Origin of the sequence: Stenotrophomonas sp. ISL-67, from assembly GCF_018612915.1 — a bacterium.
Taxonomy (GTDB): Bacteria; Pseudomonadota; Gammaproteobacteria; order Xanthomonadales; family Xanthomonadaceae; genus Stenotrophomonas.
Genome location: NZ_JAGGRL010000012.1, coordinates 78506 through 93287 on the forward strand (window position 1 = coordinate 78506; position 14782 = coordinate 93287).

The following is a 14782-nucleotide window of genomic DNA, read 5'->3' on the forward strand; positions in this document are numbered from 1 at the left end:
ATGACCGCGGCGACGATCCGTATCGTCGCCGCGCCGTGGCTCACTTCAGGTTTTCCTCGAACAGCTTGAGGATGCGCTTGTACTGGTCCAGCCAGGAATCGGCGCGCACGTAGCCGTGGCGCTCCAGCGGGTAGGGCGCGATGCTCCAGTTGTCCTTGTGCAGCTCGATCAGCTTCTGGGTGAGGTTGACCGAGTCCTGGAAGAACACGTTGTCGTCCATCATCCCGTGCGCGATCAGCAGGTGGTCCTGCAGGCCTTCGGCGTACTCGATCGGCGAGGAGATGCGGTATGCCTCCGGGTCGATGTCCGGCGTGTTGAGGATGTTGGCGGTGTAGCCGTGGTTGTACTGGTGCCAATCCGTCACCGGGCGCAGCGCGGCGCCGGCCTTGAACGTGCCCGGCGAACGGAACAGCGCCATGAAGGTCATGAAACCGCCGTAGGAGCCGCCGTAGATGCCGGCGTGGTCGCGGTCGCCCTGCTGGGTGGCCACCAGCCACTCCAGGCCGTCCTTGTAGTCTTCCAGTTCCGGGTGGCCCATGTTGCGGTAGATCGCGGTGCGCCAGTCGCGGCCGTAGCCTTCGCTGCCGCGGTAATCCATGTCCAGCACGATGTAGCCCTGCTGGACCAGCAGGTTGTGGAACATCTGCTCGCGGAAATAGGCCGGGTAGCGCTGGTGTACGTTCTGCAGGTAGCCGGCGCCGTGTACGAACATGGCGATCGGGTACTTCCTGCCCGGCTCCATCTTCTCCGGTGCGTAGTACTTGGCCCAGACCACGCCCGCGCCGTGCCTGGACGGCACCTGCACCAGCTTGGGCTGGATCCATTCGCGGGCCTTGAAGGCGGCGCTGCGGGTATCGGTCAGCAGCTTGGCCTGGCCACCGGCGCTGGGCACCACCGCCAGCTGCGCCGGCAGGTAGGCACCGGAGTAGCGCACCAGCAGTTGCTGGCCGTCCGGCGACAGCGAGAAGTCTTCCACGCCATTGAGCGAGGTCAGCTCACGTACCTGCTTCGAGGCGGTGTCGACCGAACACACTTCGTAGTCGCCGGGCGCCTGCTGGTTGCACAGCACATAGAAGCCGCGGCCGTCGGCGCTGGGCACCGGCATCGAGGTTTCCCACTTGCCGCCGGTCAGCGCCTGCGGCTTGGCCGTGCCCTGCTGGGTGTACAGATGCGAGTAGCCGGATTCTTCGGACAGCAGCCACAGCGTGCGGTTGTCGTTGGACCAGCCAAAGTCGTTGAAGCTCCAGTTGATCCAGGCCGCGTCGGTGAGGCGGTGACGGGTCTGCAGCTTGGCTTCGGCCGGGCTCACGCTGGCGATCCAGCGGTCCTTGTTGTCGTTGGCGCGCAGCAGGATCGCGGCCTGCTGGCCGTCAGCGCTCCAGCGGACGCCCGGCGCGCCGGGGCCACCGAGTACCTGCACCGGGCGGCTGCCCTTCAGCGCGTCCTTGCCGGCGGCCTTGCGCAGCGCGGCCAGCGGGTCGCTGCCGATGCCCGGCAGGCTGTCCAGCGACAGCGGCTTGACCGTGCCGGTGACGGCGTCGACCAGCCACAGCGCGTTCGGTTCCGGGTCGTTGCGGCCGACCCGGGTACGCGTGTCCTCGAACTCCTCGTAGCCCGATTCGGTCACGTACTTGGGCATCTTGCCGCCGCGGCCTTCATCGAAGCCCTTCGGCTTGGTCACCACGATCAGGCTGCGGCCGTCGGGCGACAGTGCGCTGTCGACGATCTCCACCTCGGCGCCCAGGTACACCGGGCCCGGCGCGCGGGTGTTGTCGGCGCGGCGCCAGCTGGCTTCCTGTTCCTTCAGCGCATCGCGCTGGGCGCGGTCATTGCGCAGCGTGGCCAGGGTGCGCAGCTGCTGGTCGCGCAGCACGTCGGCCTTGGGCGCATCGTCCGGGTTCTTTTCGGCCTTCAGGCTGGCCACCTGCTGCGCGCCGGCAGCGGCAGTCCAGTGGAACCAGTTCTGGCCGGTGCGCCAGATCACCCCGCCGTCGCGGGCGAAGTTGACCGCGCTGGCCTTCTCGGAGCTGCGGGTGAGCTGGGTCAGCGCGCCACTGCGCAGGTCGCGCAGGAACACGTCACCGTTGCGCACGAACACGCTGCGCTGGCGGGCGCTGTCGTATACCGGGGCCTCCACGTCCAGGCTGCCGCGCTGGTCATCGGCGACCTGGCTGGCGGTGCCGCCGCTGACCGGCTGGCGGAAGGTATCGCGGACCGGGCTGCCGGTGCGCTTGAGCTGGTACTCCACCTGCTGGCTGTTCCACGACCACCAGGCGCTTTCGACCGGCGGACCGATCCAATCCGGGTCGGCCATGGCCTGTTCGATGGTGATCGGCGTCGGTGCCGCGTGGGCCGTGCCGCCAAGGGCGGCGAGCAGCAGCAGGGACAAGGGCAGCATTCTGGGCATTGTGGGCAGCACCGTGAAGGAAAACCCGGCAAGCGTAGCAGCCGTGCGGGTTCCGGGAGGGGGCCACAGGTAATGGGGTGCGACCGATTGATGCAGCGCGTCACCCGGTCGCATGTGCCTTTCACGGATACCGGCCCAGACTGGTGCGGATTCCAGAATGTGCGGAGGCGTCACTTGGACGCGTTGTTGTTGTCGCGGATCCAGTTCGGGTTCGTCATCAGTTTCCATGTGCTGTTCCCGGCCTTCACCATCGGCACCGCCAGCTGGCTGGCCTTTGTCGAGGGCCAATGGCTGCGGACGAAAAAGCCGATCTGGCGCGAGCTGTACTTCTTCTGGCAGAAAATCTTCGCCGTGTCCTTCGGCATGGGCGTGGTCAGCGGCATCGTCATGGCCTTCCAGTTCGGCACCAACTGGCCGCGCCTGAGCCAGGTGGCCGGCAGCGTGATCGGGCCGCTGCTGACCTATGAGGTGCTTACCGCCTTCTTCCTGGAAGCCAGCTTCCTGGGCGTGATGATGTTCGGCTGGGGCAAGGTCTCGCCGCGCCTGCATTTCTTCTCCACCTGCATGGTGGCGCTGGGCACGCTGGTGTCCACGTTCTGGATCCTGTCGTCCAACAGCTGGCTGCAGACCCCGGCCGGGCACGCCATCATCGATGGCATCGTGGTGCCGCAGGACTGGTGGCAGGTGGTGTTCAACCCCTCCTTCCCGTACCGGCTGGCGCACATGGCGCTGGGCTCGTTCATCACCACCTGTTTCGTGATCGGCGGGGTTGGGGCGTGGTACCTGCGCAAGGGCACCCACGTGGAGGCCGGGCGCACCATGCTGCTGGCGGCGGTGGCCTTCGCCGCGCTCACGGTGCCTGTACAGATCTTCGTGGGCGACATGCATGGCCTGAACACGCTCAAGCACCAGCCGATGAAGATCGCCGCGGTGGAAGCGCACTGGCACGCCGAAGGCGAGGGCGAAGGGGTGCCGCTGGTGGTGTTCGCCGTGCCCAACGAAAAGGCAGAGCGCAACGATTTCGAGATCGCCATTCCGCGCCTGGGCAGCCTGATCCTCACCCACTCGCTGGACGGGACGTTCGATCCGCTCACCTCGGTGCCGGCCAGCGAGCGGCCGCCGGTGGTGCCGGTTTTCTTCGCGTTCCGCATCATGGTTGGACTGGGCACGCTGATGCTGCTGCTGGCCTGGGCCTCGGCGTTCCAGTGGTGGCGCGGCCGGTTGCTGGCATCGCGCTGGCTGGTGCGCGGCTGGAACTGGATGTTGCCCAGCGGCTTCATCGCGCTGGTCTCGGGCTGGTTCGTCACCGAAATGGGCCGCCAGCCGTGGGTGGTGTACGGCGTGCTGCGCACCGCCGATGCGGTGGGCCCGCAGAGCGCATGGATGACCGCGCTGTCGTTGGGCGTGTACGTCGTCGGCTACGCGTTCGTGTTCGGCTGGGGTATCTGGTACCTGGTCAAGATCATCCGCACCGGGCCCAAGCCACACGACCACCCGCCGCCGATTGAAGACGGCAGCCACACCCCGGCGCGGCCGCTGTCCGCTGCCGACGAACCGCTGGAGGAGCGCTGACATGGAGATGACGACCTGGCTGCCGGTTGCGTGGTTCGCGGTGATCGGCTTTGGCGTGCTGATGTACGTGGTGCTGGATGGCTTCGTGCTGGGCATCGGCATCCTGGCGCCGATGGCCGAGGATGAAGACCAGCTCGATGTGATGATGAATACCGCGGCTCCGATCTGGGATGGCAACGAAACCTGGCTGGTGCTGGGCGGGGCAGGGCTGATGGCCGCTTTCCCCAAAGCCTATGCCGCGCTGCTGTCGTCGCTGTACCTGCCGGTGCTGCTGCTGGTGGTGGCGCTGGTGTTCCGTGGGGTGGCGTTCGAGTTCCGCTTCAAGGCGCACCGCTCGCGGCGGCTGTGGAGCGTGGCCTTCGGGCTGGGCTCGCTGCTCGCCGCGTTTGCCCAGGGCGTGATCCTGGGGGCGTTGGTGCAGGGCCTGCACGTGGTGGATGGGCAGTACGTGGGCGGGCCGTTCGGCTGGTTCAGCCCGTTCTCGATGCTGACCGGGGCGGCGGTGGTGTTCGGCTATGCGCTGCTCGGCAGCACCTGGCTGATCCTGAAGACCGAAGGCCGCGAACAGGCCATGGCGCGCGCGCTGACCCGGCCGCTGGTGGTCGCGGTGATCGTGTTCATGGGGCTGGTCAGTGCCTGGCTGCCGTTCCTGGATTCGCGCCTGATGGCGCGCTGGTTCAGCGACGGCAACTTCTGGTGGCTGTCGCCGGTGCCACTGCTCACCCTGGGCGTGGCGGTCGCCTTGTGGCGCAGCGTCATGCACCCGCGCCGCGACCTGCCGCCGTTCCTGCTCACGCTGGCGCTGTTCGTGCTCGGCTTCATCGGGCTGGTGCTGGGCATGTGGCCGTACCTGCTGCCGCCCAGCATGACCTTGTGGCAGGCGGCGGCGCCGGCCTCGTCGATGGGCTTCAGCCTGGTCGGGCTGGTGGTCCTGCTGCCGGTGATCCTGGGTTACACCGCATGGTCGTACCGGGTGTTCCGCGGCAAGGTCCGCGCGGACGTTGGATACCATTAGCAGCGGGGCAGAGCCCCGCTCCACGCGTAGTGCCGGGCTCTGCCCGGCAGCTTTTTCGTTACCCGTGCAGGCCTTCGATCTCCACCAGCAACTCCGCCCGGCACACCTCGGCGTGCAGCACCACGAACGCCGGTGAGCCCGGCAGCTGCGCCATCCGCGCGGCAATGGCCGGCATGTCCCCGGCCCGGCGCACATACACCTTCAAGAGTGATCCGGCGCCCAACCGGGCCGGCAACGCCGGCCGTTGCAGGCGCGCGGCGTCCACCAGGCTCTGCAGGTTGGTCAAGGTCTCTTCCAGCTGTTCCTGCACCGAACCGGTGTGCTGCGAGACATGGCCGACGATGGCGGCCGTGCCCGACTGCAGCAGCGGCAGCCCGGTGGCCAGCGGCGGCAACAACGCGCGCGAGAAACTCGGCGACTGCGGGCCGTACTGGCGCGGGTAGCGGAAGGCGCTGACCTGGCGCGGGTTTTCCAGCGGCAGCCCCGCTTCGCGCGCGGACAACCAATACACCTGCAGCCGGCGCACCCCATCGAAACGCCCGATGCAGGTCGCCGCCGGCAGCGCGGCTTCGTCCAGCTCGCGCAGGCCGCGTACCCGGCCCACGCAGAATCGCCGGTAGCGTTCCTGGTCGCCGTCGCCTTCGGTCACCGCGTCCAGGTAATTCCAGGTGCGCAACAGGTGTGGGAAGCCGCAGTTGGTCAGAAAACCACTCATTCGAGCGTAGGCATCTGCCGCAGCGGATTCGATATCGCCCTCGACCTCGTCAATTTCGATCGCGCCGAACAGCAGCGTGTCATTGGCCGACCAGTGCACGCCCTCGCGCGCACCGTGCTGTACCGGGGCGGCGCCCTGCCAGATCTCGATCTGCGCCGGGCCCTGTTCGGACAGCGGCACCTGCAGCCAGCGCGGGTCGTCGCACGGCGCGGCAGTGGCCGAGAACCCGAACACCGCCAGGGTGCGTGGGTCGGCCAGGGCGGCGTCGCGTTCAGCAGCGGGGGCATAAAACGCACGGAACAGCGCGGGGTCTGCCGAGGGAGAAAGGACCTGCGCGGCCGCTACGCTGTGGATCGTGCTACTCATTTCAGATTGTGAAAGCTGCCAGTGCCGAAGGTGTCATGATAGCGTGCGCTCCTTTCGCGGCGTGCCCAAACACGCCGGACGATGTCGAAGACAGGCGCGTATGATCGAGTTCTCTGTTGTGGATTGGTCGGCCTGGGCACCGGGACTGACCACGAAATCGGATTGGCAGGCGTGGGCACGGGCACCAACCTTGCCTGACGGCGCCGACACGCCCGCGTTGCCGGAAGTGCCCGCCATGCAGCGCCGGCGCATCGAGCGCCTGGGCCGTATGGCGATCCAGGCTGCCTGCTGGTGCGAGCAACCTGACGACGCCGGCCAGGTGCCGCTGGTGTTCGCCTCCCGGCATGGCGACGTGGCCCGGTCGATGGAACTGCTGGACACCCTGCGCCAGGACGCCGCGATGTCGCCCACGGGCTTCGGCCTGTCGGTGCACAACGCGGTGGCCGCGCTGTACTCGATCGCGCGCGGCCAGCGCGGCAACTACCTGGCCCTGGCCGGCGGCCGTGGCACGGTGGAGGCCGCCTGCGTGGAGGCCTTCGGCCTGCTCGCCGATGGCGCCCCGGAAGTGCGTGTGATCGCCTATGAATCGCCGCTGCCGGCGGTCTACGCCGGGTTCGCCGACGAGCCCGACCCCTTCTTCGCGTGGTGCTGGCGGCTCGCCCGCGGCGATGCGCCGGGTACCCGGCTGTCGCTGGGCTGGGGCCGGGGCGGGCAGGACAGCCCGGCCGGCGCGCTGCCGCACAGCCTGGAGGCGCTGCGCTTCCTGCTGTCCGGGGAACCGGCCCTGCAGTTCCAGGCCGACGGCCAGCAGTGGTCCTGGCAGCGCCATGGCTGAGCGCTGGCATGCCCGCCTTGACCACGCCTGGCGCGTGGTCGGTACCGGTCTGAGCTTTGCCGCCTTCGGGATCGGCGGGCTGCTGCTGGGTGGGCTGCTGTTTCCGTTGCTCTTGCTGGTCCGGCATACAGCCCGGCGGCGCACCCTGGCGCGCCGGCTGGTCCAATTCAGTTTCGCCAGCCACGTCGCCCTGATGCGCTGGCTGGGGGTCATGACCTATGAGATCCGGGGCGCGGAACGCTTGCAGCGCAACGGTCTGCTGATCCTGGCCAACCATCCCACGCTGATCGATGTGGTGCTGCTGATCGCCCAGCTGCCCAATGCCGACTGCGTGGTCAAACACGCTGTCGCCCGCAACCCGTTCATGCGCGGACCGGTCCGCGCGGCCGGTTACGTGACCAATAGCGACGGGGCCGGGCTGATCGACGACTGCATCGCCGCCGTCCACGCCGGGGGCAACCTGGTGATCTTCCCCGAGGGAACCCGGACCGTGCCGGGCCAGCCGCTGCGGCTGCAGCGCGGGGCCGCCAATATTGCCGTCCGTGGCCAGCTGGACATGACGCCGGTCAGGATCACCTGCACCCCGCCTACCCTGACCAAGGGCCAGAAATGGTATCGTGTGCCATCACGGCGTTTTCACGTTCAGCTGGAAGTCGGGGAAGATCTCCCGATCGCCCCCTTCCTGGCGGGGGCCGACGACACGCCCAGGGGGGATGCCTTGGCGGCCCGGCGCGTGACCGATCACCTTGCCCACTACTTTGACTTCGCTGGAGAACCAAGCCGTGCAGGCACTTGAGCACGAGATCAAGGAATTGATCATTTCATCGCTTTCATTGGAAGACATCACTCCGGACGACATCGACGCCGCAGCACCCCTGTTCGTGGAGGGGCTGGGCCTGGATTCGATCGACGCGCTTGAACTTGGTTTGGCCCTGCAGAAAAAGTACGGTGTCAGCCTGTCCGCCGATTCGGAAGAAACCCGCCGCCATTTTTCCAGCGTCCGTGCACTGAGCGAGTTTGTCGCCGCACGTCAGCCGTCGTAACGGCGTGCCAGGATTTGCCATGACCAAGAACGAACTTTTCGATCGCATCGTCAAGATCCTCAAGGACAGCTTTGAGATCGAACCGGTGCGCATCACGCCCCAGGCCCGCCTGTACGACGACCTGGACATCGACAGCATCGATGCCGTGGACCTGATCGTGCAGCTCAAGCCGTTGCTCGGCCGCAACCTGCAGCCGGAAGCCTTCAAGGCGGTCCGCACCGTGCAGGACATCGTCGACGTGGTGCATGGGCTGCTGCCCGGGCAAGCGGCCGCCTGACGGCCGCCGCTGAAGATCGACCATGGTCCGGGTACGCGTCGCGGCGTTTGCAGTGCTGTCGCTGGCCTACCCGCTGGTGGTGTACCTCTCGCTGGGCCGCTTCGAGCCGCGCTGGATGGCGTTGCTGCTGTTCGCCCTGGCCGCGCTGCGCGCGCTGACCACCCGCCAGCCGGTGTGGTGGGCCGCAGCGATCGGCGCCGGGCTGCTGGCGTTGCTGGCCACCGCGTTCAACCAGGCCCTGCCGTTGAAGCTGTACCCGGCGCTGGTGAATGCGGTGATGCTGGTGATCTTCGCCACCAGCCTGCGCTTCCCGCCCAGCGCGGTGGAACGGCTGGCGCGGTTGACCGAGCCGGACCTGCCGCCGTTCGCCGTGGTCTATACCCGCCGCGTCACCCAGGTGTGGTGCGGTTTCTTCGTTCTCAACGGGGGCCTGGCCCTGCTCACGGCGTTCTGGGCCTCCAACCAGGTCTGGGCGCTCTACAACGGATTGTTGGCGTACGTGATGATGGGTGTCCTGTTTGGCGGTGAATGGCTGGTGCGGCGGCGGGTGAAGGCGGCGCATGCGCATGGATGAGTGGATCGCGCTGGACCGGTTGGTGCAGCTGCCCCAACCCGAACGCATCGTCGGTTTCGACGCCGATGGCCGTGCGCTGCCGCATCCGCAGTTCCGCACCCTGGTCCTGCGCTGGCAGCTGGCGTTCGCCGCCGCGCCTGGCCGCGACTGGGCGCTGTATTTCGACGACACCCTGGACTTTGCCGCCGCGCTGTTTGGCGCCTGGCATGCCGGCAAGCGGGTGTTCCTGGGCGGCGACAACCTGCCGGCCACCCTGGAGGGGCTGGGCCCGTGCGTCGCCGGCTTCGCCGGTAACGTGCCGGCGCATTACGCGCCGCTGCAACCGCTTGACGCGGCCGACCCGCAGGGCGAGCTGGCAACGCTGGACGAAGACGTGCTGGAGCTGGTGGTGTTCACCTCCGGCAGCACCGGCGCCCCGAGCGCGATCAGCAAGCGCATGCGCCAGCTGAGCCGCGAGGTCGATGCACTGCAGGCCGCCTTCGGTGAACAGCTTGATGGCGCGCAGGTGCACGGCACCGTCTCGCACCAGCACATCTATGGCCTGCTGTTCCGCGTGCTGTGGCCGCTGGCGTCGGGCCGCGCGATCCAGCCGCGCCGTTTCTTCCATGAAGACCTGGTCAGCGCGCTGGCGCAGCAGCCGTCGGTGCTGGTCGCCACCCCGGCGCACCTCAAGCGCCTGCCCGAACAGCTGGACTGGTCGTCGCTCAACGGTCGGCTGCGCGCGGTGTTTTCCTCCGGCGGCCCGCTGCCCAGCGAGGCCGCGCTGCAGGCGCGCGCGCTGCTTGGCGTGGCGCCCACCGAGGTGTTCGGCAGCAGCGAAACCGGCGGCATCGCCTGGCGCCGCTGGAGCGCCGAACAACCGCAGTGGCATCCATTGCCGGGCGTGTCCTGGCGGATCGAGGACGGCTGCCTGGCGGTGTCCTCGCCGCATCTGGCCGACGACGCCTGGTGGCAGACCCAGGACCGCGTGGAGGCCGATGCCGGGCGCAGCTTCCGCCTGCTCGGGCGGGCCGACCGCATCGTCAAGATCGAAGAACGCCGGGTCTCGCTCGACGCGCTGGAACAGCAGCTGCGCGCACACCCGCAGGTGCAGGACGTGCGCGTGCTGGTGTTGCCGGGCGCGCGCGAGCAGCTTGCCGCCGTGGTGGTCCCACACGGGGGGGGCGTGGCGCAGTGGAGCGATGCGCAGCGCCGACAGCACGCGCAGCGGCTGGGCGCGCACCTGGCCCACAGCCATGACGCGGTAACCCGCCCGCGGCGTTGGCGGTTCATTGATGAGCTGCCGTACAACGCACAGGGCAAGATCACCGCTGCTTCGCTGGAAGCGCTGTTCCGGCCGCTGCTGCCGGCGGCGCAGTGGCAGCAGCGCGATGCCGACGCAGCGCTGCTGCTGCTGCCGCTGGACCCGGCGCTGATCGTCTTCGACGGCCATTTCCCGCAGGCAAAGATCCTGCCCGGCGTGGTCCAGCTGGACTGGGCGATCCACTACGCGCGCGAAGCCTTCGCCATGCCGCCACGCTTCGAGCGGATGGACGCCCTGAAATTCCAGCACGTGGCACGGCCGGGCGACCGGCTGCAGTTGACGCTGGGCTGGGATGCGCTCAAATCGGTGCTGAGCTTCCGCTATGTATCCGACCACGGCGTGCATGCCAGTGGCCGGGTGGTGTTCGGCGATGCATGAGTCGCCGTCCGTAACGGCGTCTTCCACGCTGGTGGTGATTCCGGTCTACGACCACGAACACGCCATCGGCGCGGTGGTGCAGGGCGTGCGCGCCAGCGGGCTGCCGTGCCTGCTGGTGGATGACGGGTCGCACCCGGGCTGCGCGCAGGTACTGCAGGCGCTGGTACAGGCGCACCCGGCACAGGTCACGCTGCTGCGCCTGGCGGTGAACCAGGGCAAGGGCGGCGCGATGCTGGCCGGCTTCGCCGAGGCGGACCGGCGCGGCTACTCCCACGTGCTGCAGATCGATGCCGACGGCCAGCACGATCCTGCCGACATTCCGCGCTTCGTGGCCTTGGCCACGCAGCACCCGACGGCGGTGATCTGCGGCATTCCGGCCTATGACGACAGCGTGCCCAAGGCGCGCCTGTACGGCCGCTACGCCACCCACATCTGGGTCTGGATCAACACGCTGTCGCTGCAGATCCGCGATTCGATGTGCGGCTTCCGGCTGTATCCGCTCGCCCCCGTCACCCGGCTGGTGGGCGAGGAAACCATCGGCCGGCGCATGGATTTCGACAGCGAAATCCTGGTACGGCTGTTCTGGCGCGACGTGGCGGTGATCAGCGTGCCCACCCAGGTCACCTATCCCAGCGATGGCGTGTCGCACTTCGATGTGTGGCGCGACAACGTACGCATCAGCCGCATGCATACCCGGCTGTTCTTCGGCATGCTCCGGCGCGCACCGCGCCTGCTGTGGCGCCGTGCCAGCGGAGCGGCTGCGGCATGAGCGCGCCGGCACCGGCCAACGCCCCGCACTGGGCCGACCTGGGTGAAACCACCTCGGCCGCCGGGGTGCTGTTCCTGTGCTGGGTGCACCGCTGGTTCGGGCGCTGGCCGTTCCGCCTGTGCGTGTATCCGGTGGTGCTGTGCCACTGGCTGGGCAATCGCGTGGCGCGCCGCGCCTCGCTGCAGTACCTGCAGCGGCTGCAGGCGCATACGGGGGTGCTGGGCTTTACGCCCGGGCGCTGGACCAGCCTGAAGCACTTCGCGCTGTTCGCCGATACGCTGCTGGACAAGCTGCTTGGCCTGGGGGGGCGCTATCCTCCCGAGCGCATCCACTTGCAGCGCGACCTGATGCTGGAAAAAATCGCGCGCCGTGAAGGCGGGCTGATCCTTACCGCGCACATCGGCTGCCTGGAGCTGTGCCAGGTGCTGGCCGAGCAGGTGCCTGGCTTCCACATCACCGTGCTGGTGCACACCGCGCATGCGCAGCGCTTCAACCGGCTCATGCAGCGGCTGGATCCGCTGGCCTCGGTCGAGCTGATGCAGGTCACCGACATGGGCCCGGCCACCGCCGTGGAGCTGCAGCGCCGCGTCGAAGCCGGCGGCTTCGTGGCCATCGTCGGCGACCGCGTGCCGCTTCGGGGTGGGCGCACCGTGCCGGCACCGTTCCTCGGCCACACCGCGCAGTTCCCGATCGGCGCCTACGTACTCGCGTCGGCACTGGCATGCCCGGTGTACACCATGGCCTGCCTGCATGAAGCCAGCGGTTACCGCGTTCGCTTCGAGCACTTCAGCGACCGCATCACCCTGCCGCGTGGCTCGCGCGATGCCGCGCTGACCGCGCAGGCCGAACATTTCGCCCGGTGGCTGGAACGCCAGGTCACCGAAGCCCCCTTGGACTGGTTCAACTTCTTCCCCTTCTGGGATCAGGCATCTCATGGCACGTAATGCAGTCTCCACCCCGGCCCGGACTCTCCGCTTTGGCGATGCGCCGCTGACCATCGAAGACGTGGTCGCACTGTCGCAGGGCAAGGCCGAAGCCGTCGTCAGCGACGACCCGGCGTTCACCGCGCGCATCCAGCGCGGCGCCGATTTCCTCGACCGCCTGTTGCGCGAGGACGGGGTGATCTACGGCGTGACCACCGGCTACGGCGATTCGTGCACGGTGAACATTCCGCCGGCGCTGGTGGCCGAGTTGCCGCACCATCTGTTCACCTATCATGGCTGTGGCCTGGGCCGCTTCCTGGACGAACAGGAAACCCGCGCGGTGATCACCGCACGGCTGGCCTCGCTGGTGCGCGGCATGTCGGGGGTGAGCCATCCGCTGCTGCAGGGCCTGGCCACGCTGCTGCGCCACGACGTGCTGCCGCTGATTCCAGCCGAAGGCTCGGTTGGCGCCAGTGGGGACCTGACCCCGCTGTCCTACGTGGCCGCGGTGCTGTGTGGCGAGCGTGAGGTGATGTACCAGGGCGCGCGCCGCCCGGCTGCCGAGGTGCTGGCCGAGATCGGCATGGCGCCGCTGCGGCTGCGGCCCAAGGAAGGCCTGGCCATCATGAACGGCACCGCGGTGATGACCGCGCTGGCCTGCCTGGCCTACGACCGCGCCGATTACCTGACAAAGCTCGCCACCCGCCTGACCGCGTTCAACGTGCTGGCCAGCGACGGCAACGCGCACCACTTCGATGAAATGCTGTTCGCCGCCAAGCCACATCCGGGCCAGATGCAGATCGCCGCGCGCCTGCGCGACGACCTGCACAGCGACCGCCCGCCCCGCAACGAACAACGCCTGCAGGACCGCTACTCGCTGCGCTGCGCCCCGCACGTGATCGGCGTGGTCCAGGACGCGCTGCCATTCCTGCGCCAGTTCATCGAAACCGAACTCAACAGCGCCAACGACAACCCGCTGATCGATGCCGATGGCGAACGCATCCTGCACGGTGGCCATTTCTACGGCGGCCACATCGCCTTCGCCATGGATGCGCTGAAGACCACCATCGCCAACCTGGCCGACCTGCTCGACCGCCAGCTGGCGCTGGTGGTGGATGCACGCTTCAACCACGGCCTGCCGGCCAACCTGTCGGCCTCCACCGGCGAGCGCGCGGCGATCAACCATGGCCTGAAGGCGCTGCAGATCAGCGTCTCGGCCTGGACCGCCGAAGCGCTCAAGCAGACCATGCCGGCCTCGGTGTTCTCGCGTTCCACCGAATGCCACAACCAGGACAAGGTCAGCATGGGAACCATCGCCGCGCGCGACTGCCTGCGCGTGATCGAGCTCACCGAACAGGTGGTGGCCGGCATGCTGATCGCTGCACGCCAGGGCGTGGCCCTGCGCGAGCGGGTCGGCATGAATGCCACCCTGCACGGTGACCTGGCCGCCATGTACCAGGACCTGTGCGGGCGCATCGCACTGGTCGAGGAAGACCGCGCGCTGGACGGCGAGCTGCGCAGCCTGCTCGACGATATCCGTGGCCAGCGCTGGAGCCTGTATGACCGCCCCTGACCTCAGCTTCGACGTGGCGTTGTCGCCGACTTTCCATGACTGCGATCCCATGCACGTGGTGTGGCACGGCAACTACTTCAAGTATTTCGAGATCGCCCGCTGCGCGCTGCTGCAGCGCTACGACTACGACTACCCGCAGATGCGGGATTCCGGCTACCTCTGGCCGGTGGTCGACGCGCGCGTGAAGTACATCCGCCCGTTGCTGTACGGCCAGGCGCTGCGCGTGCGCGCCACCATCACCGAGTGGGAAAACCGGTTGAAGATCGCCTACGAGATCCTGGACGCCGACAGTGGCCAGGTGCTCACCCGCGCCCACACCATCCAGGTCGCGGTCGACGCGGCCACCAACGAAATGCTGTACCTGTGCCCGTCGGTGCTGTGGGAACGGCTGGGAGTGCAGGCACCATGATTCGTTTGCTCCGCACGCTGGGCGTGTTGATGCTGCTGGCCGTGGCCAGCCCGGTGCTGGCCGCACCGGCCGCCGACGTGGACCTGGTCAAGCAGCGCGTGGCCAAGGTCAACGTGCTGCGCGGCGAGTTCAGCCAGGACAAGCAGGTGGCCGGTTTCAAGAACCCGCTGCGCTCGCAGGGCCGCTTCGTGCTGGCCCAGGACCGTGGCGTGATCTGGACCACGCTCAAGCCGTTCCCCTCTGAAGTGGTGGTTACCCGCGACCGCATCCTCAGCCGCCAGCGCGACGGCAGCAGTCGGGTCGAACTGGATGGCCGCCAGCAGCCGGCGATGCGTTCGGTCAACGCGATCATGTTCGCGCTGATGAGCGGCGACGCGCAGGCGCTGTCCACGCAGTTCACGGTGAAGGTCGACGCCTTACCCGACAACGGCTGGCGCATGCACCTCACCCCGCGCTCGCCGATGCTGGCCAAGGTATTCAGTGCGCTCGAACTGAGTGGCGACCGCTACGTGCGCGAGGTGCAGATCACCGAAGCGAACCAGGATGTCACCCGCATCCACTTCGCCGCCCTGAGCGAAACCCCGGCGCAGCTGAGCGTCGACGAGGGCCGCCGGTTTGAATGA

15 protein-coding genes are annotated in these 14782 nt (G+C 68.1%); 13 read left to right on the forward strand and 2 right to left on the reverse strand.

Features of this window, described 5'->3' with window-relative positions; translation table 11 throughout:
• Positions 1 to 40: 40 nt before the first annotated feature.
• Entirely contained in the window at positions 41 to 2407 is a 2367-nt protein-coding gene (locus J7J08_RS12790) for a S9 family peptidase (RefSeq protein ID WP_214906157.1), read from the reverse strand.
• A 174-nt stretch (positions 2408 to 2581) separates the two neighbouring features.
• Between J7J08_RS12790 and J7J08_RS12795 the strand changes: the two genes are divergently transcribed.
• Positions 2582 to 3979 carry a cytochrome ubiquinol oxidase subunit I gene (locus tag J7J08_RS12795; protein ID WP_214906159.1) on the forward strand — a complete coding sequence of 466 codons (1398 nt, stop codon included), beginning with the start codon at positions 2582 to 2584 and terminating at the stop codon, positions 3977 to 3979.
• 1 nt (position 3980) lies between these two features.
• A complete protein-coding gene (cydB, locus tag J7J08_RS12800; protein WP_214906162.1) occupies positions 3981 to 4994 on the forward strand; it encodes a cytochrome d ubiquinol oxidase subunit II in 1014 nt (337 codons plus the stop codon).
• A gap of 58 nt (positions 4995 to 5052) precedes the next feature.
• Here the strand turns inward: cydB and J7J08_RS12805 are convergent, their stop codons facing one another.
• Positions 5053 to 6075, reverse strand: coding sequence for a pteridine-dependent deoxygenase (locus tag J7J08_RS12805; RefSeq protein ID WP_251006629.1), 1023 nt, complete (start codon positions 6073 to 6075; stop codon positions 5053 to 5055).
• A gap of 100 nt (positions 6076 to 6175) precedes the next feature.
• Here J7J08_RS12805 and J7J08_RS12810 point away from each other — a divergent pair, with 100 nt between their 5' ends.
• From J7J08_RS12810 to J7J08_RS12860, 11 genes are read left to right on the forward strand one after another with little or no spacing between them, the layout of a single operon-like run.
• Positions 6176 to 6910 carry a beta-ketoacyl synthase chain length factor gene (locus tag J7J08_RS12810; RefSeq protein ID WP_214906165.1) on the forward strand — a complete coding sequence of 245 codons (735 nt, stop codon included), beginning with the start codon at positions 6176 to 6178 and terminating at the stop codon, positions 6908 to 6910.
• Complete coding sequence (locus J7J08_RS12815) at positions 6903 to 7706, forward strand: lysophospholipid acyltransferase family protein (RefSeq protein ID WP_214906168.1); 804 nt, start codon at positions 6903 to 6905, stop codon at positions 7704 to 7706. Before J7J08_RS12810 ends, J7J08_RS12815 begins: the two co-directional genes overlap by 8 nt.
• Positions 7693 to 7953 (forward strand): phosphopantetheine-binding protein, encoded by a 261-nt coding sequence (locus J7J08_RS12820; protein WP_214906170.1) that lies wholly within the window; start codon positions 7693 to 7695, stop codon positions 7951 to 7953. Before J7J08_RS12815 ends, J7J08_RS12820 begins: the two co-directional genes overlap by 14 nt.
• A gap of 19 nt (positions 7954 to 7972) precedes the next feature.
• Entirely contained in the window at positions 7973 to 8230 is a 258-nt protein-coding gene (locus J7J08_RS12825) for an acyl carrier protein (RefSeq protein ID WP_068854458.1), read from the forward strand.
• Positions 8231 to 8252: 22 nt separating this feature from the next.
• A complete protein-coding gene (locus J7J08_RS12830; protein WP_214906171.1) occupies positions 8253 to 8804 on the forward strand; it encodes a hypothetical protein in 552 nt (183 codons plus the stop codon).
• Positions 8797 to 10485, forward strand: a complete 1689-nt coding sequence (locus tag J7J08_RS12835; protein WP_214906174.1) for an AMP-binding protein — start codon at positions 8797 to 8799, stop codon at positions 10483 to 10485. The genes J7J08_RS12830 and J7J08_RS12835 overlap by 8 nt, the downstream gene beginning before the upstream one ends.
• A complete protein-coding gene (locus tag J7J08_RS12840) occupies positions 10478 to 11254 on the forward strand; it encodes a glycosyltransferase family 2 protein (protein WP_214906176.1) in 777 nt (258 codons plus the stop codon). The genes J7J08_RS12835 and J7J08_RS12840 overlap by 8 nt, the downstream gene beginning before the upstream one ends.
• A complete protein-coding gene (locus J7J08_RS12845) occupies positions 11251 to 12198 on the forward strand; it encodes an acyltransferase (protein ID WP_214906179.1) in 948 nt (315 codons plus the stop codon). The genes J7J08_RS12840 and J7J08_RS12845 overlap by 4 nt, the downstream gene beginning before the upstream one ends.
• Positions 12188 to 13750, forward strand: coding sequence for an aromatic amino acid ammonia-lyase (locus J7J08_RS12850; protein ID WP_214906182.1), 1563 nt, complete (start codon positions 12188 to 12190; stop codon positions 13748 to 13750). The genes J7J08_RS12845 and J7J08_RS12850 overlap by 11 nt, the downstream gene beginning before the upstream one ends.
• Positions 13737 to 14159, forward strand: coding sequence for an acyl-CoA thioesterase (locus J7J08_RS12855; RefSeq protein WP_214906185.1), 423 nt, complete (start codon positions 13737 to 13739; stop codon positions 14157 to 14159). The genes J7J08_RS12850 and J7J08_RS12855 overlap by 14 nt, the downstream gene beginning before the upstream one ends.
• On the forward strand, positions 14156 to 14782 hold the full coding sequence (locus J7J08_RS12860; RefSeq protein WP_214906188.1) for an outer membrane lipoprotein carrier protein LolA: 627 nt from the start codon (positions 14156 to 14158) through the stop codon (positions 14780 to 14782). The genes J7J08_RS12855 and J7J08_RS12860 overlap by 4 nt, the downstream gene beginning before the upstream one ends.